Annotated in this window: 14 protein-coding genes, 2 tRNA genes and 3 rRNA genes; 15 read left to right on the forward strand and 4 right to left on the reverse strand. The window is 63.3% G+C overall.

The genetic code is table 11. The features are described 5' to 3' along the window. Positions 1-50: 50 nt before the first annotated feature. Complete coding sequence (locus tag ACCQ03_RS00710) at positions 51-833, reverse strand: sulfite exporter TauE/SafE family protein (protein WP_204243825.1); 783 nt, start codon at positions 831-833, stop codon at positions 51-53. A gap of 307 nt (positions 834-1,140) precedes the next feature. Between ACCQ03_RS00710 and ACCQ03_RS00715 the strand changes: the two genes are divergently transcribed. The 6 genes from ACCQ03_RS00715 (at position 1,141) to bphP (ending at position 8,378) form a co-directional block, all read left to right on the forward strand. Beyond that, positions 1,141-1,530 carry a YchJ family protein gene (locus ACCQ03_RS00715; RefSeq protein ID WP_209227415.1) on the forward strand — a complete coding sequence of 130 codons (390 nt, stop codon included), beginning with the start codon at positions 1,141-1,143 and terminating at the stop codon, positions 1,528-1,530. Between the two features lie 216 nt (positions 1,531-1,746). After that, positions 1,747-1,953 carry a hypothetical protein gene (locus ACCQ03_RS00720; protein WP_057680167.1) on the forward strand — a complete coding sequence of 69 codons (207 nt, stop codon included), beginning with the start codon at positions 1,747-1,749 and terminating at the stop codon, positions 1,951-1,953. A 176-nt stretch (positions 1,954-2,129) separates the two neighbouring features. Next, positions 2,130-4,292 carry a lytic murein transglycosylase gene (locus ACCQ03_RS00725; RefSeq protein WP_150147253.1) on the forward strand — a complete coding sequence of 721 codons (2,163 nt, stop codon included), beginning with the start codon at positions 2,130-2,132 and terminating at the stop codon, positions 4,290-4,292. Positions 4,293-4,518: 226 nt separating this feature from the next. Continuing rightward, a complete protein-coding gene (locus tag ACCQ03_RS00730) occupies positions 4,519-5,784 on the forward strand; it encodes a TCR/Tet family MFS transporter (RefSeq protein WP_057678977.1) in 1,266 nt (421 codons plus the stop codon). A 99-nt stretch (positions 5,785-5,883) separates the two neighbouring features. After that, complete coding sequence (locus ACCQ03_RS00735) at positions 5,884-6,477, forward strand: biliverdin-producing heme oxygenase (RefSeq protein ID WP_057678978.1); 594 nt, start codon at positions 5,884-5,886, stop codon at positions 6,475-6,477. Beyond that, on the forward strand, positions 6,474-8,378 hold the full coding sequence (bphP, locus tag ACCQ03_RS00740) for a bacteriophytochrome BphP (protein ID WP_057678979.1): 1,905 nt from the start codon (positions 6,474-6,476) through the stop codon (positions 8,376-8,378). Before ACCQ03_RS00735 ends, bphP begins: the two co-directional genes overlap by 4 nt. Positions 8,379-8,452: 74 nt before the next feature. Here bphP and ACCQ03_RS00745 read toward each other — a convergent pair whose 3' ends face one another. Then, the gene (locus tag ACCQ03_RS00745; protein ID WP_057678980.1) at positions 8,453-9,634 is read right to left on the reverse strand and encodes a benzoate/H(+) symporter BenE family transporter; all 1,182 of its coding nucleotides are present in this window, start codon (positions 9,632-9,634) and stop codon (positions 8,453-8,455) included. 746 nt (positions 9,635-10,380) lie between these two features. On the opposite strand from ACCQ03_RS00745, the gene ACCQ03_RS00750 reads away from it, so the two are divergent. From ACCQ03_RS00750 to ACCQ03_RS00785, 8 genes are all read left to right on the forward strand, one after another. Further along, positions 10,381-11,927, forward strand: a 16S ribosomal RNA gene (locus ACCQ03_RS00750). Between the two features lie 95 nt (positions 11,928-12,022). Beyond that, a tRNA-Ala gene (locus ACCQ03_RS00755) sits at positions 12,023-12,098 on the forward strand. An 18-nt stretch (positions 12,099-12,116) separates the two neighbouring features. Further along, a tRNA-Ile gene (locus ACCQ03_RS00760) sits at positions 12,117-12,193 on the forward strand. 227 nt (positions 12,194-12,420) lie between these two features. Next, positions 12,421-15,301: ribosomal RNA gene (locus tag ACCQ03_RS00765) — 23S ribosomal RNA — on the forward strand. Positions 15,302-15,471: 170 nt separating this feature from the next. After that, positions 15,472-15,586 (forward strand): 5S ribosomal RNA (rrf, locus tag ACCQ03_RS00770). The 16S, 23S and 5S rRNA genes sit together here with 2 tRNA genes alongside, the layout of an rRNA operon. A gap of 812 nt (positions 15,587-16,398) precedes the next feature. Continuing rightward, positions 16,399-17,214, forward strand: a complete 816-nt coding sequence (gene mutM / locus ACCQ03_RS00775) for a bifunctional DNA-formamidopyrimidine glycosylase/DNA-(apurinic or apyrimidinic site) lyase (RefSeq protein ID WP_209227480.1) — start codon at positions 16,399-16,401, stop codon at positions 17,212-17,214. A 692-nt stretch (positions 17,215-17,906) separates the two neighbouring features. Beyond that, complete coding sequence (locus ACCQ03_RS00780) at positions 17,907-18,884, forward strand: DUF4380 domain-containing protein (protein ID WP_057679971.1); 978 nt, start codon at positions 17,907-17,909, stop codon at positions 18,882-18,884. A 68-nt stretch (positions 18,885-18,952) separates the two neighbouring features. Further along, positions 18,953-20,554: an OpgD/OpgG family glucan biosynthesis protein gene (locus tag ACCQ03_RS00785; RefSeq protein ID WP_057679975.1), complete on the forward strand. Its 1,602-nt coding sequence runs from the start codon at positions 18,953-18,955 to the stop codon at positions 20,552-20,554. Positions 20,555-20,716: 162 nt separating this feature from the next. On the opposite strand, the gene ACCQ03_RS00790 is transcribed toward ACCQ03_RS00785, so the two are convergent. Together ACCQ03_RS00790 and ACCQ03_RS00795 are read right to left on the reverse strand one after the other, a co-directional pair. Further along, complete coding sequence (locus ACCQ03_RS00790) at positions 20,717-21,961, reverse strand: GAF domain-containing sensor histidine kinase (RefSeq protein WP_057679972.1); 1,245 nt, start codon at positions 21,959-21,961, stop codon at positions 20,717-20,719. Between the two features lie 427 nt (positions 21,962-22,388). Beyond that, positions 22,389-23,018 (reverse strand): thymidine kinase, encoded by a 630-nt coding sequence (locus tag ACCQ03_RS00795; RefSeq protein WP_017155167.1) that lies wholly within the window; start codon positions 23,016-23,018, stop codon positions 22,389-22,391. Between the two features lie 208 nt (positions 23,019-23,226). On the opposite strand from ACCQ03_RS00795, the gene ACCQ03_RS00800 reads away from it, so the two are divergent. Then, positions 23,227-25,203, forward strand: a complete 1,977-nt coding sequence (locus ACCQ03_RS00800; protein WP_209227447.1) for a UvrD-helicase domain-containing protein — start codon at positions 23,227-23,229, stop codon at positions 25,201-25,203. Positions 25,204-25,403 lie beyond the last annotated feature (200 nt).

Raw genomic sequence — 25,403 nt, forward strand, 5'->3', positions numbered from 1 at the left:
TGCGCGGTGGCGTCACCCATCGAGCATCTCGCATCGCCAGCACGTTGCGATTACTGCTGCAGCAGATCCCAGCCCATCTTGCCGATCAGCACGATCACCAGCACCAGGAACAATTTGCGGATCAATGGCGTGCCGCCGCGTAACGCCATCCTTGTGCCGGCCACCGCGCCGGCCACGTTTGCCGCCGCCATCGGCAGGCCGATCGCCAGCATCACCTGTCCACTGGGCAAGAAGAACGACAACGCCGCAAGGTTGGTGGCCAGGTTGACGACTTTTGCCGCCGCCGAGGCGCGCAGGAAATCCAGCCCGAAAAAGCGAATGAACAGGAAGATCAGAAAGCTGCCCGTCCCCGGGCCGAAGAACCCGTCGTAGAAGCCGATCGCCGCTCCCATCGCCAACGCGGTGGCCAGTTCGCGCCGGCCGATCCGACGTGGCCGATGCAGCGCGCCGAAGTCCTTCTTGATCAGCGTGTAGATCAGCATCGCGATCAGCAGCACCAGAATCAGCGGCCGCACCGCCTGCCTGGGCATCAGGCTGACGGCGGTCGCGCCCAGGAACGAAAACGTAAACGCCGCCGCGGTGGCATACAGCACCGGCCGCCACGGAAAGCGCACCGTGCGCGCGTATCGCCACGCCGACGCAGCGGTGCCGAACATTGCGCTGAACTTGTTGGTGCCCAGAATCAGCGATGGCGCCTGCTGCGGCAGTGTCGCAAACAGGCCAGGCAGCTGGATCAATCCGCCACCACCGACCGCCGCATCCACCAACCCGGCCACGAAGGCAATGCACAGCAGCCACGGCAATTCGGTGGGAATCAATTCCAGCAAGGCCACGCTCCGCACAATAGGGGCCACAGCATAGCGAGTGCACCGAGGTCGCGCGCCGCAGTAAAAGCCAACGGAATCGCGGCAGGTGTAGCCGCGTCGGCAGTTGCAGTATCAGCATCAGCAGTAGCGAGCCGATGCCTGCCCCGTGTCACCCACGCATACCCAATGGAGACCGTGCAACATCAGGTCACGGCATCCAAAGCCCCTCTCCGTGCGGGAGATGGGTGAGGGTAGGGGGCGAAGCCTCGTGTTGTTCGATAAGAGGCTGCTAAACAACGCCCCAATCCCCAATCCCATCCCCCACAATCCCCGCATGCCAACCTCCACACCCACCGACCCCTGTCCCTGCGGCCGCCCCGCCAACTACGCGCAGTGCTGTGGCCCTTACCACGCCGGCGCCGCCGCGCCTGACGCTGAGACCCTGATGCGCGCCCGCTACAGCGCCTACGTGCGCCGCGATGCTGCGTACCTGCTGGCCAGCTGGCACCCGTCCACGCGCCCGGCCGCGCTGTCGCTGGACGAAGGCGGGCGCACCACCTGGCTTGGCCTGACTGTGCAGCGCACCCTCGAGACCGGCCCCGAGACGGCCGAGGTGGTCTTCCTGGCGCGCTATCGCATCGGTGGCGGCAGCGCGGTGCGCATGACCGAACACAGCCGTTTCGTGCGCGAAGCCGGCCACTGGTACTACCTCGACGCGCGCTGAGCACGACCCGGGCCAGTCGCTACCGCAGCCCAAGCAACCCCAACCACGTCTTCACACCCGCGCAGCCAACCGACTCGTCCGCATCCCAACGCGCAGCCCTGAAGCCCGGTTCAGCCCGACGAACGGCATCCAGACCCGCCATTTGTCGACGCCGCGTTCGCAGCCGATCGCCGAAGCTTGCCGCGCAGGCGAACTCCGCCGCGGGGGACTTGGATCATGGCAACCTTCAATCTCTGGCAATGGGCGATTCTGGCGGCGGTCGTGTTCGCGGTCGTGCTGCCGGCGTGCGTGGCGACCGCACTGATTCGCTTCGGCCCGCGCCACGACGCGCCGCGCCACGCGCGCACCCGCCGAGTGACCGAAAACGCCCCCTCCGCGCCGACCCTGTCGATGTTGACCGGAATTACCGGTGAGGGCAGCTGAGCCAGTCGGGCCGGCGGCACCATCGCTCGCATCGAGCCGCCGACCACCCCGGAACGCCTCACCTATCGCCATCCTGCACGCCTGCCACCATCCAGGTTGGCTATGCTCGGCGGCTCGACTTGCCGCGCAGGAGCATCCCACTGCATGACCTCTGCCCACCCGCCGGCCATCGCGCCATGACGCTGTCCCGGCGCGCATTGCCGCTCGTGTTGGGGCTGCTGCCGCTGGCAGCCTGTGCCGATCCGGCCTTCGACCGTTGCCTGGCCGGCCTGCAGACCCAGGCCGCTGCCAAGGGCGTGGACGCTGCCAGCTTTCAGCGCTTCACCGCCGGGCTGGCGCCCGATCCCAGCGTCCTGCCACTGCTGGACGCGCAGCCCGAATTCACCACGCCCATCTGGGATTACCTGGCCAGCCTGGTCGACAGCCAGCGCGTCACCGATGGCCAGGCCATGCTGGTCACCCACCGCGAACTGCTCGGCCGCCTGTCCGAACAAACCGGCGTGGACCCGGCCACCATCGTGGCGGTGTGGGGCGTGGAGAGCGATTACGGCCGCGTCACCGGCAAGCGCCCGCTGCTGGTGTCGCTGGCCACGCTGTCGTGCGCCGGCCGCCGCCAGCCGTTCTTTCGCGGCGAATTGCTCGCCTTGCTCAGCCTGCTGCAGCAAGGCGATCTGTCCGCGGACGGACTCACCGGCTCCTGGGCCGGCGCGTTCGGGCAAACCCAGTTCATGCCTTCGACCTACGCCCGCATCGCCGTGGATGGCGACGGCGACGGCCGCCGCGATCTGGTGACCAGCATCCCCGATGCACTGGCCTCCACCGCCAACTATCTGGTCAAGGCCGGCTGGGAACGTGCCCGTCCGTGGGGCATGGAAGTCACCCTGCCGCGCGGCTTCGACGCCAGCAAGGCCGGGCGCACCCGCCGCCAACCGCTACAGGCCTGGCAACGCGCCGGCCTGCTCGGCACCGACGGCAAACCGCTGGCACCGACCGGACTGCCGGCAGAAACGCCGGCCGCCTTGCTGCTGCCGGCCGGTGCCACCGGCCCGGCGTTCCTGGTGTTCCGCAATTACGACGCGATCTACGCCTACAACGCCGCCGAAAGTTACGCGCTGTCCATTGCCCTGCTCGCCGACCGCCTAAGTGGCGGCCCCGGCCTGATCGCGGCCTGGCCTACCGACGACCCCGGCCTGGGCCGGCCCGAACGGCGCGAGCTGCAGCAGTTGCTGCTCGCCCGTGGCTACCCGATCGGCGAGGCCGACGGCATGGTCGGCAGCGCCACTCGCCGCGCCATCCAGGTCGAGCAGACCCGCCTGGGCCTGCAACCGGCCGACGGCCGCCCCGGCCAACGCATCCTCACCGCGCTGCGCGCCGCCCCGCCGGTGGCCGGCGCCGCCGCCATCCGCGCCACCGCGTTCAAGCTGCCGGCCGCATACCCGGCCTTCGCCCAATCCCCCAGCGTCCACAAGGCATCCCCCATGTCCGACACCACCGGCCTGACCACAGGCGATTTCCACGGGTTTCCGTCGCTGCTGATCGAAACGCCGTTCTCCACCGCCGCCATCAGCCTGTTCGGTGGCCAGCTGCTCTCGTTCGTGCCCAAGGGCGGACAGGACGTGATGTGGCTCTCGCCCATCGCCAAGCAGCCGCCCACCCCGATCCGCGGCGGCGCGCCGGTGTGCTGGCCGTATTTCGGCCGCCAGGACCAGACCGGCGACGTCCCCGCCCACGGCTTCGTGCGCACGGTGGCCTGGCAACTCACCGAAAGCCGCCGCGAAGACGACGGCACCGTGGTACTCACGCTCACTCCGCCGCGTTTCGACGACCTGGCGCTGCGCCTGCGCATGACGCTGCGCATCGGCCGCACGCTGGAGCAACGCCTGATCACCGAAAACACCAGTGCCGCTCCGGTGCGCTTCACCCAGGCGCTGCATAACTACTTCCGCGTCGGCGACGCGCTCAAGGTCAGCGTGCAGGGCCTGGACGGCCTGGACTATCTGGATAAATACGAGAACTACGCCACCGCCCACCGCCAGCAAGGCGACTGGAGCCTGCGCGACCCACGCGATCCTGGCCGTAGCGACCGCATCTACATCGACGCCGGTGGCCGCTACACGCTCACCGACCCGGTGCTCGGCCGCCGCATCGTCATCGCCACCGAAGGCAGCCGCTCGCTGGTGGCCTGGAACCCGGGCGAAGAGGCCGGCAAGAAGATGGCCGACGTGGGCGAGGGCTGGCGCGACTATGTCTGCCTGGAAGCGGCCAACGCCGGCCCGGACGTCATCGAACTGGCTCCCGGCGCCAGCCACACCCTGACCCAGACCATCAGCGTCGAGTAACCGATCGCCGGCACCAGCCACGCCACCCACGCCAGCCACGCCACCGCGCTGCCTTCTCCCGCCTGCGGGAGAAGGTGCCCGAAGGGCGGATGAGGGCCGGCAGCCATGCCAGGCACTGCGAACCAGAGGCCAGGCTGCGCGGGGCCACGCAGCGCAACCAATGCACCGCCGGTAGCTGCCCTCCCTGTGCCGCTACACTGCCGGCCTCATCACCCCGGGCCGCGCGATGTCCCTCTCTCCCGATTCCGCTCCCGTCCCGGGGCGCCGCCGCGCCGCGCTGATCTTCATCTTCATCACCGTCCTGATCGACGTGCTGTCCTTCGGGGTGATCATTCCGGTACTTCCGGATCTGGTGCGCCACTTCACCGGTGGCGACTACGTGGTGGCTGCCGGCTGGATCGGCTGGTTCGGCTTCCTGTTCGCTGCCATCCAGTTCGTCTGCTCGCCGTTGCAGGGCGCGCTCTCCGACCGCTTCGGTCGCCGCCCGGTGATCCTGCTCTCGTGCCTGGGCCTGGGCCTGGACTTCGTCCTGATGGCGATCGCCCACAGCCTGCCGATGCTGCTGCTGGCGCGGATCATCTCCGGCGTGTGCTCGGCCAGCTTCTCCACCGCCAATGCCTACATCGCCGATGTCACCCCACCGGACAAACGCGCCGGCGCATTCGGGATGCTTGGTGCTGCCTTCGGCATCGGCTTTGTTGCCGGCCCGTTGATCGGCGGTTGGCTGGGCAGCATCGGGTTGCGTTGGCCGTTCTGGTTTGCCGCCGGGCTTGCCCTGTTGAACGTGCTGTATGGCTGGTTCGTGCTGCCCGAATCGCTGCCCGCCGAACGCCGCACCGCGCGGCTGGACTGGTCGCACGCCAATCCGCTGGGCGCGCTCAAACTGCTGCGCCGCTACCCACAGGTGTTCGGCCTGGCGTCGGTGGTGTTCCTGGCCAACCTGGCGCACTACGTCTATCCCAGCACTTTCGTACTGTTCGCCGGCTACCAGTACCACTGGGGCCCGCGCGAAGTGAGCTGGGTACTGGCCGGTGTCGGTGTCTGCAACATCATCGTCAACGCGTTGCTGGTCGGCCGCCTGGTGCGCCGGCTCGGCGAACGCCGCGCGTTGTTGCTGGGGCTGGGCTGCGGGGTGATCGGCTTCATCATCTATGGGCTGGCCGACAGCGGCACTGCCTTCCTGGTCGGTGTGCCGATCAGTGCGTTGTGGGCCATCGCCGCCCCGTCCGCGCAGGCCCTGATCACCCGTGAGGTCGGCGCCGACGCGCAAGGTCGCGTGCAGGGCGCGCTCACCGGTCTGGTCAGCCTGGCCGGCATCGCCGGCCCATTGCTGTTCGCCAATGTCTTCGCCTGGTTCATCGGCAGCGGTGCGCCGCTGCATCTGCCGGGCGCGCCGTGGTTGCTGGCCGCTGTGCTGCTGGCCGCAGGCTGGGGCATGGCCTGGAAACGGGCGGCGCGCGGCGCCGGCACCGCACCCGCGGCGCAGCCGTGAAGCCAACCTATTCAGCTTGCGCTCGCGTCTGCTTTTTCCGATTTGCGCAGGCACTGCTAGGCTGGTGTCCTTCGTGCCGCGGCACCGCCTTGAGCCCCTATGGTTTCCGACGTCCTGGCAGTTCCGCCATCGGCTGCGCTCGCGCTGCGCCATGCCACCCAGGATGCCCATCGCCTGGTCGAAGCGGTGCCGCTGATGCAGGCGTTAGCGCAGGGGCAGGTCGATTCGGCGGCCTATGCGCAGATCCTGCGCCGCCACCACGCCTTGCTGGCCGGCTTCGAAACACAGTACGGCAACTGGCTGACCACCCTGGTCGGCAACGGCTGGCAGTACCGCCGTCGCGTGCCGGCACTGCGCGATGACCTGCACGCGCTTGGCCAGCAACCGGATCTGCCGGTCGCACTGCCCGCCAGTGCCGAGGATGCCGCGCGCTGGGGCATGTTGTACGTCATCGAAGGCTCGCAGCTCGGTGGACGGGTGATCGCTCGCAGCTTGCGCAAACAGCAGCCCGCGCTGGCCGGCGCCCTGCGCTATTTCGAGATGGCCGACGACGACCCGGCCGGCTGGCGCCGCTTCCAGGCAGCGCTGGACCGACGCCTGGCCACCCCATCCGCACGCGACGCCGCCATCGACGGCGCGCAGGCCATGTTCGCCCACTTCCATGCTTGCCTCGCAGCGGAGCCACAGCCGTGAATCAGCCCACTCAACCTCTGGATATGGATGTCTGCGCGCGGGAACCGATCCATATTCCCGGCCTGATCCAGCCCTACGGCGTGTTGCTGGTGATCGAACCGGCCGATGGCCGCATCGTGCAGGCCAGCAGCACCGCCGCCGACCTGCTCGGCGTGCCGATGGATGCCTTGCTGGGCATGCCGTACACCCAGGTGCTGGAACTGCCCGACGCGCAACCATTTGCAGTAGACGATCAACCGCAGCACCTGCTGCACGCCGATGTGCGCTTCCCGCAGCGCAGCGCGCCGACCGATCATCCCTGGGTCGCCGCCTGGCATCTGTATCCGGAGCAGTGGCTGATCGAAATCGAGCCGCGCGACGCGCGCCTGATGGATGTCACCCTGCGCGAAGCGCTGCCGCTGTTGCGCAGCATCGAGCGCGATGCGGGCATCGACGAAGCGGCCGTGCGCGCGGCCAAGGGCCTGCGCAGCATGATCGGCTTCGACCGGGTGATGGTGTATCGCTTCGACGAAGAGTGGAATGGCGATGTCATCGCCGAAGCGCGCCAGCCCGAACTGGAGGCCTATCTGGGCCTGCATTACCCGGCCAGCGACATCCCCGCGCAGGCACGCGCGCTGTACCTGCGCAACCGCGTACGCCAGATCGCCGATGTGCGCTACCAGCCGTCGCCGATTCAGCCCACCTTGCATCCGCGCCTGGGCACGCCGGTGGATCTGAGCGATGTCAGCCTGCGCAGCGTCTCGCCGGTGCATCTGGAATACCTGGCCAACATGGGCGTCAGCGCCACCCTGGTGTCCTCGATCGTGGTCAACGATGCGCTATGGGGGCTGATTTCCTGTCACCACTACAGCCCGCACTTCACCAGCCATGCCATGCGCGATGCCACCGATGCGGTCACCCGCGCGCTGGCCGGGCGCATCGGCGCGCTGCAGGCAGTGGGGCGGGCGCGGCTGGAGTCGGTGCTGCTCACCATCCGCGAAAAACTGATCACCGACTTCAACGACGCCGAGCACCTGACCGTCGACATGCTCGCCGACATGGCCCCGGACCTGATGGACGTGGTCGATGCCGATGGCGTGGCAATCTTCCACGGCAACGAAATCAGCCGTCATGGCAGCGTGCCGGATGCAGAGGCGTTGCGCCGCATCCGCGAACACATCGAATCCGAGCACCACGACGCCCTGCGCGAGGATGCGGTCGGCGCCCTGCATGTGGACGCCATCGGCGAGGTGTTTCCCGAGCTGGCCGACCTCGCGCCGCTGGCAGCCGGTTTCATCTTCGTGCCGCTGATGCCGCAATCGCGCAGCGCCCTGTTGTGGACGCGCCGCGAGCAGGTGCAGCAAGTCAAATGGGCCGGCAACCCGCAGCTGGCCAAGCTGCAGGACATCCCCAATTCGCGGCTGTCGCCACGCAAGAGTTTCGATCTGTGGCAGCAGACCGTGCGCGGTCGCGCACGGCGCTGGTCGGCGCTGCATCTGGAATCGGCGCGCAGCCTGCGCGTGCTGATCGAACTGATGGAACGCAAGCGCTTCCAGCAGGATTTCACCCTGCTCGAAGCCTCGCTGTCACGGCTGCGCGACGGAGTGGCCATCATCGAGCGTGGCGCCAACACCGCTGCGCACCGGCTGATGTTCGTCAACCCGGCGTTCGCCGAACTCAGCCAGACCGAAGTGGCCGACTTGATCGGTTGCGACATCCTCGCCCTGCTGGCCGACGATGCCGCCCGCAGCAAGGTCGAACTGCTCGAAGAGGCGCTGCGCCTGGGGCGCGCCGCCTACGTCACCTTGCCGCTGCGCACCCGCGATGGTGCACCGGTGTATCGCCAGTTCCATCTCGAACCCTTGCCCAGCCCCAGCGGCGTCACTGCGCACTGGCTGCTGCAGTTGCGCGACCCGGAGTAAGAACGCTGCGATCACCGGCATGCGGCCAGCCCATGCGCCTGCCGCACCGCTTGCTCCATCCGCGTGCAGGCGTGCTAGGGCGCTGCTGTCGTCCGCAAGGCCAGCAATGTGACCGTTCCGGCCACCAGGCCCCAGAACGCCGCGCCGATCCCGCCCAGCGTCAGCCCGGAGGCGGTGACCAGGAAGGTGATCAACGCCGCTTCGTGTTCGCTGTCCTCGCGCAATGCCGCCGCCAGGCTATTGCCGATCGTACCTAGCAGCGCGATCCCGGCAATGGCCATCACCAGTTCACGCGGGAAGGCCGCGAACACCGCGGCCACGGTCGCACCGAACAACCCGACCACCACGTAGAACACACCCGCGCTGACCGCAGCGGTGTAGCGCCGCGCCGGATCTTCATGCGCTTCGCGACCCATGCAGATCGCCGCAGTAATCGCCGCCAGATTCAACGCAAAGCCGCCGAACGGCGCCAGCACCGTATTGACCGCACCGATCCAGCCGACCGTCGGTGAGATCGGCACTGCATAGCCGGACGCCCGGATCACCGCCACGCCCGGCACGTTTTGCGAGGCCATGGTCACCACGAACAATGGAATCGCCAGGCCGAACAGCGCCGCCCACGATAGCGACGGCATCACCAGCACCGGATGGGCCAGTTGCAGCTGCACGGCCTGCAACCGCAGGAGCCCCCCGCCGGCAGCGATCGCAATACCCACCAACAAGGTCGCAATCACCGCATAGCGCGCAAACCAGCGCCGCCCGCCCAGATAGGTCGCCAACATCGCCAGCGCCAGCAGCACCTGGCTCTGCATCGCCACAAAGAGGTCCAGGCCGAAGCGCAACAGCACGCCGGCCAGCATCCCGGAAGCAAGCGAAATCGGAATCCGCCGGATCGCCCGTTCGAATAATCCCGAAAACCCGGCCACCATCCCCAATACCGCGGCCACCACGAACGCACCGACCGCCTCGCCTAACGGCACTCCGGCCGCACTGCCGATCAGCATCGCCGCGCCCGGCGTGGACCAGGCCGTGACCACCGGCACGCGGTAGCGCAGCGACAAGCCGATACACGTCACCCCCATGCCGATGCCCAGCGCCCACATCCACGACGCCATCTGCGCCTGGTCGGCGCCCAGGTGGCGTGCCGCCTCGAACACGATCACCGCAGAACTGGCGAACCCCACCAGCACGGTGACAAAACCGGCAGCAATTGCAGGCAGGGAGAGATCGCGAAGCAGATTGCGGGAAGCGGGCATGAGGGCGCTCTGTGTCTGGTACATGCATTTTCATCGAGCCAACCCGCGATCGATACCGCAGCGTTACGCCTTTGGGTGTCGATCAGTGAGCTTGCAGCCCGCGTGCGTGGGGGATGCGGCTGGAGTGCGCAATCGCGCGCGGTATCTGCGTGGATCGGAGTCGATGTCATGCCAGTGTCAAAAAGTGCTTGCACTTCTGCGTGGTCTCGATAAACTGCGCGGCCTCGCTCAGGACGGCGGCGCTTCTCGAAGCATCGCACTAAGAACGAGGCGAATCGGAAACATCACAAGGTGTTGACGAAACGAAAAAGCCGGCTATGATGGGCGGCTCGCTATACGGAAAGACGCTTCGGCAGATTGAAGTGCAGCGGCGGCAACTTCCTCTTCACGAGGGGTTGACGAGGATGAAAAGCCTGCTAATATGGCCGGCTCGCTTCGCAGAAAACCTTTGGGTCGAAGCGAAGCAGCGTCAGCCACCTCGAAATGAGGTGTTGACGGCAAGAAAAAGTCCGCTATAATGGGCGGCTCGCTTCGACGGAAACGACGAAGCTGACGGGAACGGCGCTGAGGCCACTCCCCAAGTTCTTTGACAGTGTGCGCAGGTAATTTGTGCGGACGCCTGCAGGAAGGATGATTGTCCATCTTGCAGACGTTTAATCAAGCAACATATTAATTGCTTTGCAAGCGATAAGTTGCCAGTGGTTGGACTTCTGCAGCTAAAGTATTTGCCTTCGGGCATGTAATTTTAAGTGAAGAGTTTGATCCTGGCTCAGAGTGAACGCTGGCGGCAGGCCTAACACATGCAAGTCGAACGGCAGCACAGTAAGAGCTTGCTCTTATGGGTGGCGAGTGGCGGACGGGTGAGGAATACATCGGAATCTACTCTTTCGTGGGGGATAACGTAGGGAAACTTACGCTAATACCGCATACGACCTACGGGTGAAAGCGGAGGACCTTCGGGCTTCGCGCGGTTGAATGAGCCGATGTCGGATTAGCTAGTTGGCGGGGTAAAGGCCCACCAAGGCGACGATCCGTAGCTGGTCTGAGAGGATGATCAGCCACACTGGAACTGAGACACGGTCCAGACTCCTACGGGAGGCAGCAGTGGGGAATATTGGACAATGGGCGCAAGCCTGATCCAGCCATGCCGCGTGGGTGAAGAAGGCCTTCGGGTTGTAAAGCCCTTTTGTTGGGAAAGAAAAGCAGTCGGTTAATACCCGATTGTTCTGACGGTACCCAAAGAATAAGCACCGGCTAACTTCGTGCCAGCAGCCGCGGTAATACGAAGGGTGCAAGCGTTACTCGGAATTACTGGGCGTAAAGCGTGCGTAGGTGGTGGTTTAAGTCTGTTGTGAAAGCCCTGGGCTCAACCTGGGAATTGCAGTGGATACTGGGTCACTAGAGTGTGGTAGAGGGTAGCGGAATTCCCGGTGTAGCAGTGAAATGCGTAGAGATCGGGAGGAACATCCGTGGCGAAGGCGGCTACCTGGACCAACACTGACACTGAGGCACGAAAGCGTGGGGAGCAAACAGGATTAGATACCCTGGTAGTCCACGCCCTAAACGATGCGAACTGGATGTTGGGTGCAATTTGGCACGCAGTATCGAAGCTAACGCGTTAAGTTCGCCGCCTGGGGAGTACGGTCGCAAGACTGAAACTCAAAGGAATTGACGGGGGCCCGCACAAGCGGTGGAGTATGTGGTTTAATTCGATGCAACGCGAAGAACCTTACCTGGTCTTGACATCCACGGAACTTTCCAGAGATGGATTGGTGCCTTCGGGAACCGTGAGACAGGTGCTGCATGGCTGTCGTCAGCTCGTGTCGTGAGATGTTGGGTTAAGTCCCGCAACGAGCGCAACCCTTGTCCTTAGTTGCCAGCACGTAATGGTGGGAACTCTAAGGAGACCGCCGGTGACAAACCGGAGGAAGGTGGGGATGACGTCAAGTCATCATGGCCCTTACGACCAGGGCTACACACGTACTACAATGGTAGGGACAGAGGGCTGCAAACCCGCGAGGGCAAGCCAATCCCAGAAACCCTATCTCAGTCCGGATTGGAGTCTGCAACTCGACTCCATGAAGTCGGAATCGCTAGTAATCGCAGATCAGCATTGCTGCGGTGAATACGTTCCCGGGCCTTGTACACACCGCCCGTCACACCATGGGAGTTTGTTGCACCAGAAGCAGGTAGCTTAACCTTCGGGAGGGCGCTTGCCACGGTGTGGCCGATGACTGGGGTGAAGTCGTAACAAGGTAGCCGTATCGGAAGGTGCGGCTGGATCACCTCCTTTTGAGCATGACGTCATCGTCCTGTCGGGCGTCCTCACAAATTACCTGCATTCAGAGATGCGTATCGGCACAGGCCGGTATGCGAAAGTCCCATCATGGGGCCTTAGCTCAGCTGGGAGAGCACCTGCTTTGCAAGCAGGGGGTCGTCGGTTCGATCCCGACAGGCTCCACCATTTGAGTGAAACGACTTTGGGTCTGTAGCTCAGGTGGTTAGAGCGCACCCCTGATAAGGGTGAGGTCGGTGGTTCGAGTCCTCCCAGACCCACCACTCTGAATGTAGTGCACACTTAAGAATTTATATGGCTCAGCGTTGAGGCTGAGACATGTTCTTTTATAACTTGTGACGTAGCGAGCGTTTGAGATATCTATCTAAACGTGTCGTTGAGGCTAAGGCGGGGACTTCGAGTCCCTAAATAATTGAGTCGTATGTTCGCGTTGGTGGCTTTGTACCCCACACAACACGGCGTATGGCCCCGAGGCAACTTGGGGTTATATGGTCAAGCGAATAAGCGCACACGGTGGATGCCTAGGCGGTCAGAGGCGATGAAGGACGTGGTAGCCTGCGAAAAGTGTCGGGGAGCTGGCAACAAGCTTTGATCCGGCAATGTCCGAATGGGGAAACCCACTGCTTCGGCAGTATCCTGCAGTGAATTCATAGCTGCTGGAAGCGAACCCGGTGAACTGAAATATCTAAGTAACCGGAGGAAAAGAAATCAACCGAGATTCCCTGAGTAGTGACGAGCGAACGGGGAGCAGCCCTTAAGCTGGAATGGCTTTAGAAAAACAATCTGGAAAGATTGGCCATAGAAGGTGATAGCCCTGTATTTAAAAGGGCCACTCCAGTGAAGACGAGTAGGGCGGGGCACGTGAAACCCTGTCTGAATAGGGGGGGACCATCCTCCAAGGCTAAATACTCCTGACCGACCGATAGTGAACCAGTACCGTGAGGGAAAGGCGAAAAGAACCCCGGAGAGGGGAGTGAAATAGATCCTGAAACCGTGTGCGTACAAGCAGTAGGAGCTCGCAAGAGTGACTGCGTACCTTTTGTATAATGGGTCAGCGACTTACTGTTCGTGGCAAGCTTAACCGTATAGGGGAGGCGAAGGGAAACCGAGTCTGATAAGGGCGCATAGTCGCGGGCAGTAGACCCGAAACCGGGTGATCTAGTCATGGCCAGGGTGAAGGTGCCGTAACAGGTACTGGAGGCCCGAACCCACGTCTGTTGCAAAAGACGGGGATGAGCTGTGATTAGGAGTGAAAAGCTAATCGAACCCGGAGATAGCTGGTTCTCCTCGAAAGCTATTTAGGTAGCGCCTCATATGTATCCTCTCGGGGGTAGAGCACTGTTATGGCTAGGGGGTCATCGCGACTTACCAAACCATTGCAAACTCCGAATACCGAGACGGACTGTATGGGAGACACACGGCGGGTGCTAACGTCCGTCGTGAAAAGGGAAACAACCCAGACCCACAGCTAAGGTCCCAAATTCACTGCTAAGTGGAAAACGATGTGGAAAGGCATAGACAGCCAGGAGGTTGGCTTAGAAGCAGCCACCCTTTAAAGAAAGCGTAATAGCTCACTGGTCGAGTCGGTCTGCGCGGAAGATTTAACGGGGCTAAGCAGTGAACCGAAGCTTGGGGTGCATAAAACTTGTTTTATGCGCGGTAGAGGAGCGTTCCGTAAGCCTGCGAAGGTGGATTGAGAAGTCTGCTGGAGGTATCGGAAGTGCGAATGCTGACATGAGTAACGATAATGCGGGTGAAAAGCCCGCACGCCGAAAGCCCAAGGTTTCCTTGCGCAACGTTAATCGACGCAGGGTTAGTCGGTCCCTAAGGCGAGGGCGAAAGCCGTAGTCGATGGGAAGCAGGTTAATATTCCTGCACCTCGCGTGAGTGCGATGGAGGGACGGAGAAGGTTAGGTGTACCGGGCGTTGGTTGTCCCGGGGAAAGGCGGTAGGTTTGGATCTTTGGCAAATCCGGGATCCTTTAAGACCGAGCACCGAGACGAGCCTTTTTGGCGAAGTCACTGATACCACGCTTCCAGGAAAAGCTCCTAAGCTTCAGCTCACGAAGACCGTACCGTAAACCGACACAGGTGGGTAGGATGAGAATTCTCAGGCGCTTGAGAGAACTCGGGTGAAGGAACTAGGCAACATGGCACCGTAACTTCGGGAGAAGGTGCACCCTTTTTGGTGGCTCGTGCGAGCTATAGCTGAAGAGGGTCGCAGAAACCAGGCCGCTGCGACTGTTTATCAAAAACACAGCACTCTGCAAACACGAAAGTGGACGTATAGGGTGTGACGCCTGCCCGGTGCTGGAAGGTTAATTGATGGGGTCAGCCGCAAGGCGAAGCTCTTGATCGAAGCCCCAGTAAACGGCGGCCGTAACTATAACGGTCCTAAGGTAGCGAAATTCCTTGTCGGGTAAGTTCCGACCTGCACGAATGGCGTAACGACAGCGGCGCTGTCTCCACCCGAGACTCAGTGAAATTGAAATCGCTGTGAAGATGCAGCGTTCCCGTGGCAAGACGGAAAGACCCCGTGAACCTTTACTATAGCTTTACACTGAACGTTGAGTTCGTCTGTGTAGGATAGGTGGGAGGCTATGAAACTGTGGCGCTAGCTGCAGTGGAGCCATCCTTGAAATACCACCCTGTCGTGCTTGACGTTCTAACCTAGGTCCGTTATCCGGATCAGGGACCGTGTATGGTGGGTAGTTTGACTGGGGCGGTCTCCTCCTAAAGAGTAACGGAGGAGCACGAAGGTACGCTCAGCGCGGTCGGACATCGCGCACTGTGTGCAAAGGCATAAGCGTGCTTGACTGCAAGATCGACGGATCAAGCAGGTACGAAAGTAGGTCTTAGTGATCCGGTGGTTCTGTATGGAAGGGCCATCGCTCAACGGATAAAAGGTACTCCGGGGATAACAGGCTGATACCGCCCAAGAGTTCATATCGACGGCGGTGTTTGGCACCTCGATGTCGGCTCATCACATCCTGGGGCTGTAGTCGGTCCCAAGGGTATGGCTGTTCGCCATTTAAAGTGGTACGCGAGCTGGGTTCAGAACGTCGTGAGACAGTTCGGTCCCTATCTGCCATGGGCGTTGGAAGTTTGAGAGGGGCTGCTCCTAGTACGAGAGGACCGGAGTGGACGAACCTCTGGTGTTCCGGTTGTCACGCCAGTGGCATTGCCGGGTAGCTATGTTCGGAAGCGATAACCGCTGAAAGCATCTAAGCGGGAAGCGCGCCTCAAGATGAGACTTCCCGGGGCACAAGCCCCCTAAAGGAACCATGTAGACTACGTGGTTGATAGGTCAGGTGTGTAAGTACAGCAATGTATTGAGCTAACTGATACTAATGATCCGTGCGGCTTGACCATATAACCTCAAGTTGCCTTGGTCCCAACGAACGTTGGTAGATCATCAAATGCAAGCTACGTCACAAGTTAACTATGCGAGGCTGAGCGCCGTAGGTGCTTCCATACGCAAACGCTTGCACACCCGTGCTCACGTTTGAGGAAGCAGCAACTGGCGACGCTCCAACCGTCTCCCTGGTGAAATTAGCGCTGTGGAACCACCCGATCCCATCCCGAACTCGGAAGTGAAACGCAGCTGCGCCGATGGTAGTGTGGCTCAAGCCATGCAAGAGTAGGTCATCGCCAGGGGCTTTACCCCGAAACCCTCAGTCCGCAAGGACTGAGGGTTTCTTTTTTTGCGCCCAAATTGATACAAGACCCAGTCGGGGATGGCCTCAGGGCGCCTGAAAGCCGGCGGCGACCCAGGTGCTGCAGCAGCACAGCACATGAGATAACCGCCGCAAATCGCCTGGCGGTGGGGAGTTAGTCACCCCACAGCACCGCGCTCATCCAGCCGCCTCGCCCGCTTACCCTGCGCCGCTTGCCAGTCGGCGCCGACATCGCCTTCGTGGTAGCGGTCCAGGGCCAAGGCGCCCGTATGGCCGCGGCTGCGAATGCCCCGCAACACAAAGCACGCGCTCCCCGTAACCTGCGGGCCACCGGCACTGAGGGTTTATCCTTGGCCGCCAAACCGCCTGGCCAGTGCCAGGCGCGCCAGGCGGCAGTCGCTGGAGCCGATCACCGCACGATCAACGGCTGGTCGAGCAGGCTCATGCAGGCATGCATGAGCAGTCCCAGGTACTGGCCCACCAAAGGCGTGGCTCAGCATTACATTGCTACGCCATGGACCGCTTCCACGCCATGCAATCGAAGGAGCGATTACGGCAAGCCGTAAACGCCAAGGGCCGCCGCTGCGAGAGATCAGCAGCGTCATATCGAAACGAATCGTGCACCCATTCAGCGTTAGTCCACGCTGTGGAGTCGACGTGGTGCTTACATCGGGCAGACAACGCACGAATAGCCCCGCGATGGCGCGCCGACCGTCGCACTAATTGCATTTGAGTGTTTCGACCCCATTAGCTGCCTTGCCGGTACGTTGCCGGCGCTTGCTGGATGCGCTGATGCCTGAGTTGCCCGAGGTCGAAACGACGTTGCGTGGCCTGTCGCCGCATCTGGTCAGGCAGCGGATCCATGGCGTGATCCTGCGTCGGCCCGATTTGCGTTGGCCTATTCCCGAGCAGATCGAACGCTTGCTTCCCGGTGCCACCATGACCAACGTGCGCCGACGCGCGAAGTATCTGTTGATCGATACGGATGCGGGCGGCAGCGCGCTGTTGCATCTTGGGATGTCCGGAAGTCTGCGGGTACTACCTGGCGATGCGCTGCCGCGGGCGCATGACCATGTGGATATCAGTCTGCAGAACGGGCGCGTATTGCGTTTCAACGATCCGCGTCGCTTTGGCTGCCTGCTGTGGCAATCGGGCACACAACCCCATGAATTGCTTGCTGCGCTTGGTCCAGAACCATTATCGGACGCATTTACTGGCGATTATCTCCACGCACTGGCACAGGGGCGGCGGGCTGCAGTCAAAACCTTTTTGATGGATCAGGCCGTGGTTGTCGGGGTTGGAAATATCTACGCTGCCGAAAGCCTGCATCGGGCGGGCATCAGTCCGTTGCGCGAGGCGGGAAAAGTGTCGCTGGAGCGCTATCGGCGTCTGGCTGACGCGGTGAAAGACATCCTGGCGTATGCGATCCAACGCGGCGGAACCACGTTGCGCGACTTCATCAGCCCGGATGGTGCGCCTGGCTATTTCGAGCAGGAACTCTCTGTGTATGGGCGCGAGGGCGAGGCCTGCAAACAGTGCGGACGGGTGTTGAAGCACGCGACGATCGGCCAACGCGCCACGGTGTGGTGCGGGAGCTGTCAGCGCTAAGCGCGATATCGGGCCGACGCGGTGGTTGAGCACGGGCACTATCGGGATGTGTCCCGTCGTTTAAGCCAACTCACACCAAGCGACTCCGGCTCACTCCCCATATGGCGCAACTGCGGGCGTGCTAAGCGCGCCTGCTCTGCGCAATGCTGTGACGATCGACGTGGCTCTCCTTGGGCAACGCAGTTGTCGGCTTGCACTGTCTGGTTGTGACGCATGCGGTCGGGGCGCCCGCGACGAATGAATCGATCGCTGTGCCGCACCCGTAAAGCAGCCACCCAGCTGCAGGAATCTTCGCGTTCGTTACGCTCGCTCCGATGCCGGCATCGGACCTGCGCTCCATCCTGCATGCATGTCCGAGCGCATGTTCCGACCAAACGGAAACCCGCTTCTGCTCGAGTCCGTCGAGAAGTGCTCGGCGTGCTGCGTGGCCAGGTCTCCAGGCAGGCATCGCCTGAAGTCGCACGCAGCTTGCAGCGGAGTTGCAGCAAACAGCCGCAAGCAGCGGTGTTCTGGCGTCGACGCAGGCGGCGGGCCACAATCGCAAGGTCCTCCTATGGAAGCGCTGTATGTCCAGCTCGCGACAACTTGTCATTGCCCTGGTGCTTATCGGTGCAAGTGCGCTGGTAGCGATGCCGTCGACTGGCGCGGTGACGCCTTCTGCGAGCGATGCGGCTGCCGTAGAGCGCCTCCAGTTGAAGACCAGCGCGATAGAGCTGAGTGTCACGCCGGCATTTGGCGGGCGCGTGCTGTCGTTCAATCTGCGCGGCCAGCCCAACGTGTTGAAGGTCGGTGCGGCGGTGGAGCAACAGCCTGCCCCCGAGGTGTCGGCCACTGCGGGAGATATTCCCTATTTTGGTCATGATGTATGGGTCGGGCCGCAGAGTCAGTGGTGGCTGCATCAGCAGCTCAATGCCGAGCGTCAGGCGGCGGCCGCGGTGTGGCCGCCGGATCCGTATCTGTCGCTGGCGCAGACGCGCGTCAGCGTGCGTCGTCATGACGCGGTGGAACTTGAAGGCGTGCCCAGCCCGCTGACCGGGGTGCAATTGCGCAAGCAGATCAAACGTTCTGCAGCGCGTGCGGACACTGTCGACATCCAGGCCAGCGCGCGCAATATCCGCGCGCAGCCAATTGCCTGGGACCTTTGGTTCAATACGCGGGTTGCGGCGACGACGCGGGTGTTTGTGCCCGTTGCCGCTGCTGCGGATATTCGGCTGCAGCCACCGCGCGAGCCTGGCACGGTGGCGCCGCGTTATCAGCAGGAGCGTGGCCTGCTTGCGCTGCGCGCCGATGCGCGCCCAGATGGATTGATCCAGCGCGGCAAGCTATTGCTGCAGCCGTCGGCAGGATGGATGGCCGGTTTCGCAGGCGGGCAGGTCCTGGTGATTCGCTTCGCGCATCAACCGCTGTCGGCGATCCATCCCGAGCAAGGCCAGGTGGAGTTGTATCTGGATGCGCCAGCCCAGCATCCGGAACAGGGATTGCTGGAAATGGAGGTGCACGCGCCGTATCGGCAGCTTGCGCCAGGTGCGCACATGCAGGCACAGGAGCAGTGGACGCTGCTGCGCTACACCGGGCCGGATGAGGAACAAGCGCAGCGGCGGTTCCTTTGCAGCAACGCCAACGCGCTCGCGCTGGCCAATGCGTGCGATGCGCCGCCTGCACCTGGCTGAGATGCGCATTCACGTCGATGCCGGGCTGTGGCTATGATGTCGCCCATTCCCTGACCAGATCGATGCGCATGCAACGACGCCACTTCCTGAAGAATGCTGCTGCCGCATTGGCCGCGCTCGGTTTGCCGACGTTGCCGCAGTGGGCGCTGGCGGCCAAGGCCGTTGGTCTGCGTCGACTCGGGCAGCCGCAGCCGTTCGACTATGCCTGGTTGAAGGGACAGGCGCGCGCGCTGGCGAAGGCGCCTTACAAGACTCACAAGCAGCTGCTGCCGGGGCCGCTTGAGGCGCTGAACTGGGATCAGTACCAGTCCATCCGCTACCGCCAGGACCACGCGCTGTGGGCCGATGGCAATGGCAAATTCCAGGCGAAGTTCTTCCACCTGGGGCTGTATTTCCATACCCCGGTGCACATCTACGACATCGTCGATGGCAAGGCGCAACAACTGGCCTACGATCCGGCGGCCTTCGATTACGGCAGCAGCGGGCTGGGCGGCAAGCAATTGCCAAAGGACCTGGGCTTTGCCGGTTTCCGGCTCAACACACGCAAGGACACCGAGCGCGACTTTTCGGCATTCCTGGGCGCAAGCTATTTCCGTGCGGTCGGCAAGGAAGGCCAGTATGGGCAATCGGCACGTGGGCTGGCCATCGATACCGGTACTGGCGGGCCGGAAGAGTTTCCGGATTTCATCGCCTATTACCTGGAGCAGCCGGCGGATGATTCGGACACGGTGGTGGTGTACGGCTTGCTGGATTCGCCCAGCGTTGCCGGCGCCTACCGTTTCGCCATCACCAATGGCGATGTGTTGCTGATGGATATCGACAGCGCGCTGTACCCACGCAAGGCGATCGAGCGGCTGGGTATCGGCCCGTGCACCAGCATGTACCAGGTCGGCGAAAACGATAACCGGATGGACTGGGATTGGCGTCCGGAAATCCACGACACCGATGGCCTGGCGATGTGGACCGGCGGCGGCGAATGGATCTGGCGCCCGCTATGCAACCCGCCGCATCTGCGTTTCAACATGTTCGTCGACGAGAACCCGCGCGGTTTCGGGCTGCTGCAGCGCGACCGCAACTTCGACCATTACCAGGACGATGGCGTGTTCTACGAAAAGCGCCCGTGCCTGTGGGTGGAACCCAAGAGTGGTTGGGGCAAGGGCTCGGTGCAGTTGGTCGAGATTCCGACCGTCGACGAGACCTTCGACAACATCGTGGCGTTCTGGAACCCGCAATCCAAGCCGCAGCCGGGGCAGGAATTGCTGATGGGTTACCGGCTGTATTGGGGCGCGCAGCCGCCGGCCAGCTCACCGTTGGCGCATTGCGTGGCCACCCGAACCGGCCTCGGCGGCATCGTCGGGCAAAAACGCAGCCATTTCTCCTGGCGCTTTGCGGTGGACTTTGCCGGTGGCGAACTGGCCGCGCTGGCGAAGGATGCAAAGGCCAAGGTGGAGGCGGTGTTGCAGGTGTCGCGTGGCACCACTGAAATCGTGTCGGCGCGTCCGCTGCACGAGCTCAAGGGTTACCGGGCGATGTTCGACCTGGTGCCGCCGGACGAGGGCACCCAGCAGATCGATATCCGCCTGTACCTGCGCGCCAACGGCAAGCCGCTCACCGAAACCTGGCTGTACCAGTGGACGCCGCCGCCGCCGAGCGAGCGCAAGATCTACTGAGAAGCGCCGAACCAGGCGGCCGGGCGACGCTTGTTGCGGGCATCCGGTTGCCCGCGCTGTCGCGTGCGGCGCCAGGGGACGTGTGGCCGGCATGCAGCATGCGGCTGGAGCACTACCTGTTGGTGGACTTGTCTGCGGGACGATCGTCGCTGCGTCGCGCACTCAGGCCGGCGCCGAGGTGCCGACCAGGTGCAGTCGTCCGCGCGGACGTGTGCAGACCAGCTCCACGCGGAAGCAGGTGCCGTCCTTGCCGCTGATGATGCGTAATTCGCCTTGATGGGCCTTTGCGATCTGCGCCGCCATATGCAGGCCCAGATCGACATCCGGTAGCGCACGTCCGCCGGTATGCACATGGGTGGAAGCATGCAGCACATCCAGCCGACGCGGATCGATCCCATCCAGATTGCAGACTTCGATGCGTAGCCGGCCATGTTCGGTGACCGCGACGGCCTTGATCAGCGAACTTTGCGGCCCTTGCACGACGGCGTTGATCATTAGGCTGCCGAACATCTGCGCCAGCCGGATCGCATCGCCGTGCACGGGCTCGTCGATGGCCACGTGCGTGGACAGCACCTGGTTGGGGTAGGCGGCGCGGGTTTCGTCCACGACCTGGGAAAGTGCATCGAGCAGGTCGCTCCCGTCGCCATAGTCCAGCTGCAACCAATCGAGTTCGATGCCGCGAGCGAAATCGCAGGCGAAATCAATCAGTTCTTCCATGCGCCGCAGGCTACGCTGCAGCGAGCGGATGGAGCTGCCGTAGCGATGGTTGAGTTGGTCGATGGACAGCGTATCCACCACCGCATGCATGGACTGCAACGGGTTGCGCAGGTCGTGCCCGAGAATGCCGATGAATTCTTCGCGCAAGCGCGCCGAGGCGCCAACGCGACCCAGTTCGCTGCGGGCGCGCCGCGATTCCTGCGCGCTTTCTTCGGCGCGTTGCTCGGCCTGGATCTGTGCGGCCAGCAACTGTGCGAGCAGTTCGACCTTTTCCACCAACGGTGCGTCCATGACGCGCGGCTGCGGGTCCAGCGCGCACAAGGTGCCGAATACGCTGCCGTCGTCGAACTTGATCGGCACCGAGACGTAGCTCTCGAAGCCGTAGAGTCGCGGGGAGGGGTGATCGCGATAGACCGGGTCATCCGACGCATGGCCGAACCACACGGCATTGCCTTTCACCCGCACGCTGTCGCAGAACGTGGTGGCCAGCGGCAGCTCGTCGCCGGGCTGCAGGCCAAAGGACAACGCATCGTGCACCTGGCAGGTGATCCAGCGCGTCTCGGTGACGCGGGCGACGGCGGCAAATCCCATCCCGGTCAGGCGGGTGAGGACGCTCAACACGTCGGCGACCGAGGAGAGCCGGCCAACACGTGCGATATCGGCGCGTAATGCGGGAGGCAGTGGATCCATGAGTGCCTCCAAAGAGTAGACGATTGCCAGTTTACAGGACCGCGGTTGCGCCCGGTTGTGCGCCGCGCCGCTGTCTGCCAGACGCCACGATACGCCTGTCTGACGGCGTCCGCGACGCTTGCGTGAGCGCATGCCCGCACGGGTTTAGCAGCGCCTGCAAAGCGTATAGAGCGTGGCCGTTGGTCGCGCGCGGCTGTCGACGAAGCGGTGCCGCACTGTGTGCTGACGTAGGTTCTAGCGGCTGGCGTCAGCGCGACGGTGACGCGCTTGGTGCTGTCGAATGGCCAACTGCGATGTGCAAGCCCCCGCTCTCCAGCGCGATACCGCAGCGCGAACGAGGATGTGCGCGAATGCTGCTCCGGGGCACTGCTGTGCTGGATGCACACCGGCAGCGCGGATGGCTGCGGGTGCATGACCAGCCCCGGCGCTAGGCGACGGGCAGCGGCAAGGCGATCTGCAGCGGATCGATGCGGCCTTCGCCACGCATGATCTTCTTGAACTCGGCCCGGCTGACCGACACATAGCGCTCGTTGCCGCCGATCTCCACCTGCGGGCCATCCTGCACCGCGTGCCCGTGCACATCGACGCGCACGGTCATGGTTGCCTTGCTGCCGCTGTGGCAGATGGTCTTGATCTCTTCCAGCTCGTCGGCCCAGGCCAGCAGGAACTGGCTGCCTTCGAACAACTCGCCGCGAAAATCGGTACGCAAGCCGTAACACAGCACCGGAATCCGCAGACGGTCGACCACCTCGCTCAACTGCCAGACCTGGGCGCGGCTGAGGAATTGCGCTTCGTCCACCAGCACGCAGTGCAACGCGCCGTCGTTGTGGATGTCGCGTTCGACTAGTTGTTGCAATTCGGTGCCGCGCTCGAAGATACGCCCGTCCGCGCGCAGGCCGATGCGCGAGGCGACCACGCCGCTGCCGGCGCGGTGATCGAGTTTGGGCGTGAGGATCAGCGTGCGCATGCCGCGCTCGCGGTAATTGTGCGCCGATTGCAGCAAGGTGGTGGTCTTGCCGGCATTCATCGCCGAATAGTAGAAATAGAGCTTGGCCATCGGGCGATTTTACCGGGCCGGGCGGCAGGATGCGGCGCCTGTGTGTGCGGCGCTGGCGTGGCTGGGCCGGGGCAATGCCTGCCATCGAGCGGGTGGGAGCGCAGCCCCCGGTGATGGGCAAGGGCCAGCGGCACTGGAGACATGAATCCGTCGCGTCGGCCAGCCGCAAGCAGCCCCGGTACAATGGCGCGCTCTGTCGGAAGCCACTATGTACGGTCTCAATCCCCCGCAAAGCGCCGCGGTGCTGCACTGCGAAGGTCCCTTGTTGGTGCTGGCCGGTGCCGGCAGCGGCAAGACGCGCGTGATCGTGGAAAAGATCGCGCATCTGATCGCCATCGGCCGCTATCCGGCCAAGCGGATCGCCGCGATCACCTTCACCAACAAATCGGCCAAGGAAATGCGCGAGCGTGTGGCCAAGCGCATCCGTGGCGACGGCGCCGACGGCCTGACCATCAGCACCTTCCATGCGCTGGGCTTGAAGTTCCTGCAGATCGAACATGCCGCCGCCGGACTGAAGCGCGGGTTCTCGATCTTCGACTCCGATGACGCGGCTGCGCAGATCAAGGACCTGATGCACGGCGCCAAGCCCGATGCGATCGAAGATGCCAAGAACCTGATCTCGCGTGCCAAGAATGCCGGCCTGTCGCCGGAGCAGGCGATGGCGGCCGCACGCAGCACCCGCGAGAAGGAAGCGGCCAGCTTGTACGAGCGCTACCAGGCGCGGCTGACCACCTTCAATGCGGTCGACTTCGACGACCTGATCCGTCTGCCGGTGCAGATCCTGGAAGCCAACGAAGACATCGTGATGGGCTGGCGCGAGCGCATCGGCTACCTGCTGGTGGACGAGTGCCAGGACACCAATGATGCGCAGTACCGATTATTGAAGATGCTGGCCGGGCCGCGCGGCAACTTCACCTGCGTGGGCGACGACGACCAGAGCATCTATGCCTGGCGCGGTGCCAATCCGGAAAACCTGCAGCAGATGGCGCGCGATTATCCGGCGCTGGAAATCATCAAGCTGGAACAGAACTACCGCTGCTCCAATCGTGTGCTGCGTGCGGCCAACGCGTTGATCGCGCATAACCCGCACGAGCATTTGAAGACCTTGTGGAGCGACCAGGCCGACGGCGAGCGCATCCGCGTGTGGGAATGCCGTGACAGCGAGCACGAGGCCGAAAAGGTCGCTGCGGAGATCTCGTTCCTGGGCACCGCCAAGCAGGTGCCGTGGAGCGATTTCTGCATCCTGTTCCGGGGCAATTTCCAGTCGCGGCCGCTGGAAAAAGCGCTGCAGCTGTTGCGCGTGCCGTATCACCTCACCGGCGGCACCGCGTTCCTGGAGCGGCAGGAGGTCAAGGATCTGCTGTCGTGGTTGCGGTTGATCGTCAATCCGGACGACGACGCGGCGTTCCTGCGTGCCGTGCAATCGCCCAAGCGCGAAGTGGGTGCGACCTCGCTGGCGCGTCTGGCCGAGCTGGCCAGCGCCAAGTCGGTACCGATGTCGCGCGCAGCCGAGTCGATGGGCGCCTTGCAGCATTTGCCGCCGCGCGCGGCCAACGGTTTGAGTGCGTTTACCGACATCCTGCGCGACATGCGCGAGCACTCGTCCAGCATGCCGGCCGGCGAGCTGGTGCGCCTGCTCGCCGACAAGTCCGGTCTGCTCAACGACCTGCGCAATCAGTCCAAGGACGAAACCGGCTTCCAGCGGCGCAAGCGCAATCTGGACGAGCTGGCCGAGTGGTTCGAAGGTGGTCCGCGCGGCGCCAGCGCCAGCGATCTGGCTGCGCAGTTGGCGTTGCTGTCGCGCAACGACAAGGACGATGGCGGCAACCAGGTGCGCATGATGACCATGCATGCGTCCAAGGGATTGGAATTTCGCTATGTCTTCATCGTCGGCTGCGAGGACGGCGTGCTGCCGCACGAAGTGAGCCTGGAAGAAGGCAATTTGCAGGAAGAGCGCCGCCTGCTGTACGTGGGCATCACCCGCGCCAAGGAGCAGTTGTGGATGAGTCACAGCAAGCTGACGCGCAAGTTCGGCGAGCATGTGCGACTGAAGCCGAGCCGGTTTTTCGATGAGATTCCGGCCGAAGAACTGCAGCGCGATGGCGCCGACCCGGTGGCCGATGCCGAGCGCAAGAAAGAACGCGCCAGTGCGGGATTGGCGGCGATCCAGGCATTGTTCGATTGAGTTCCACTGAGTCGCGCGGGCAGCGTGGTGCCACCTGCATGAAGGGGTGAGCCTGGCACGCAACACGGTGCTGGGCGTGGGCCGGATGCGCTGCTGGTGCGTGCGTAGCACACATCGGTTGCGAAGCGTGCCTGGCGCTTAGCCTTCTGAGCCGGCTCCACTGCACGGCATCGCCTGTGAAAGGACAGAGCGCATCGTGC

This window comes from Xanthomonas sp. NCPPB 3569 (assembly GCF_041475645.2).
Classification (GTDB): Bacteria; Pseudomonadota; Gammaproteobacteria; order Xanthomonadales; family Xanthomonadaceae; genus Xanthomonas; species Xanthomonas phaseoli.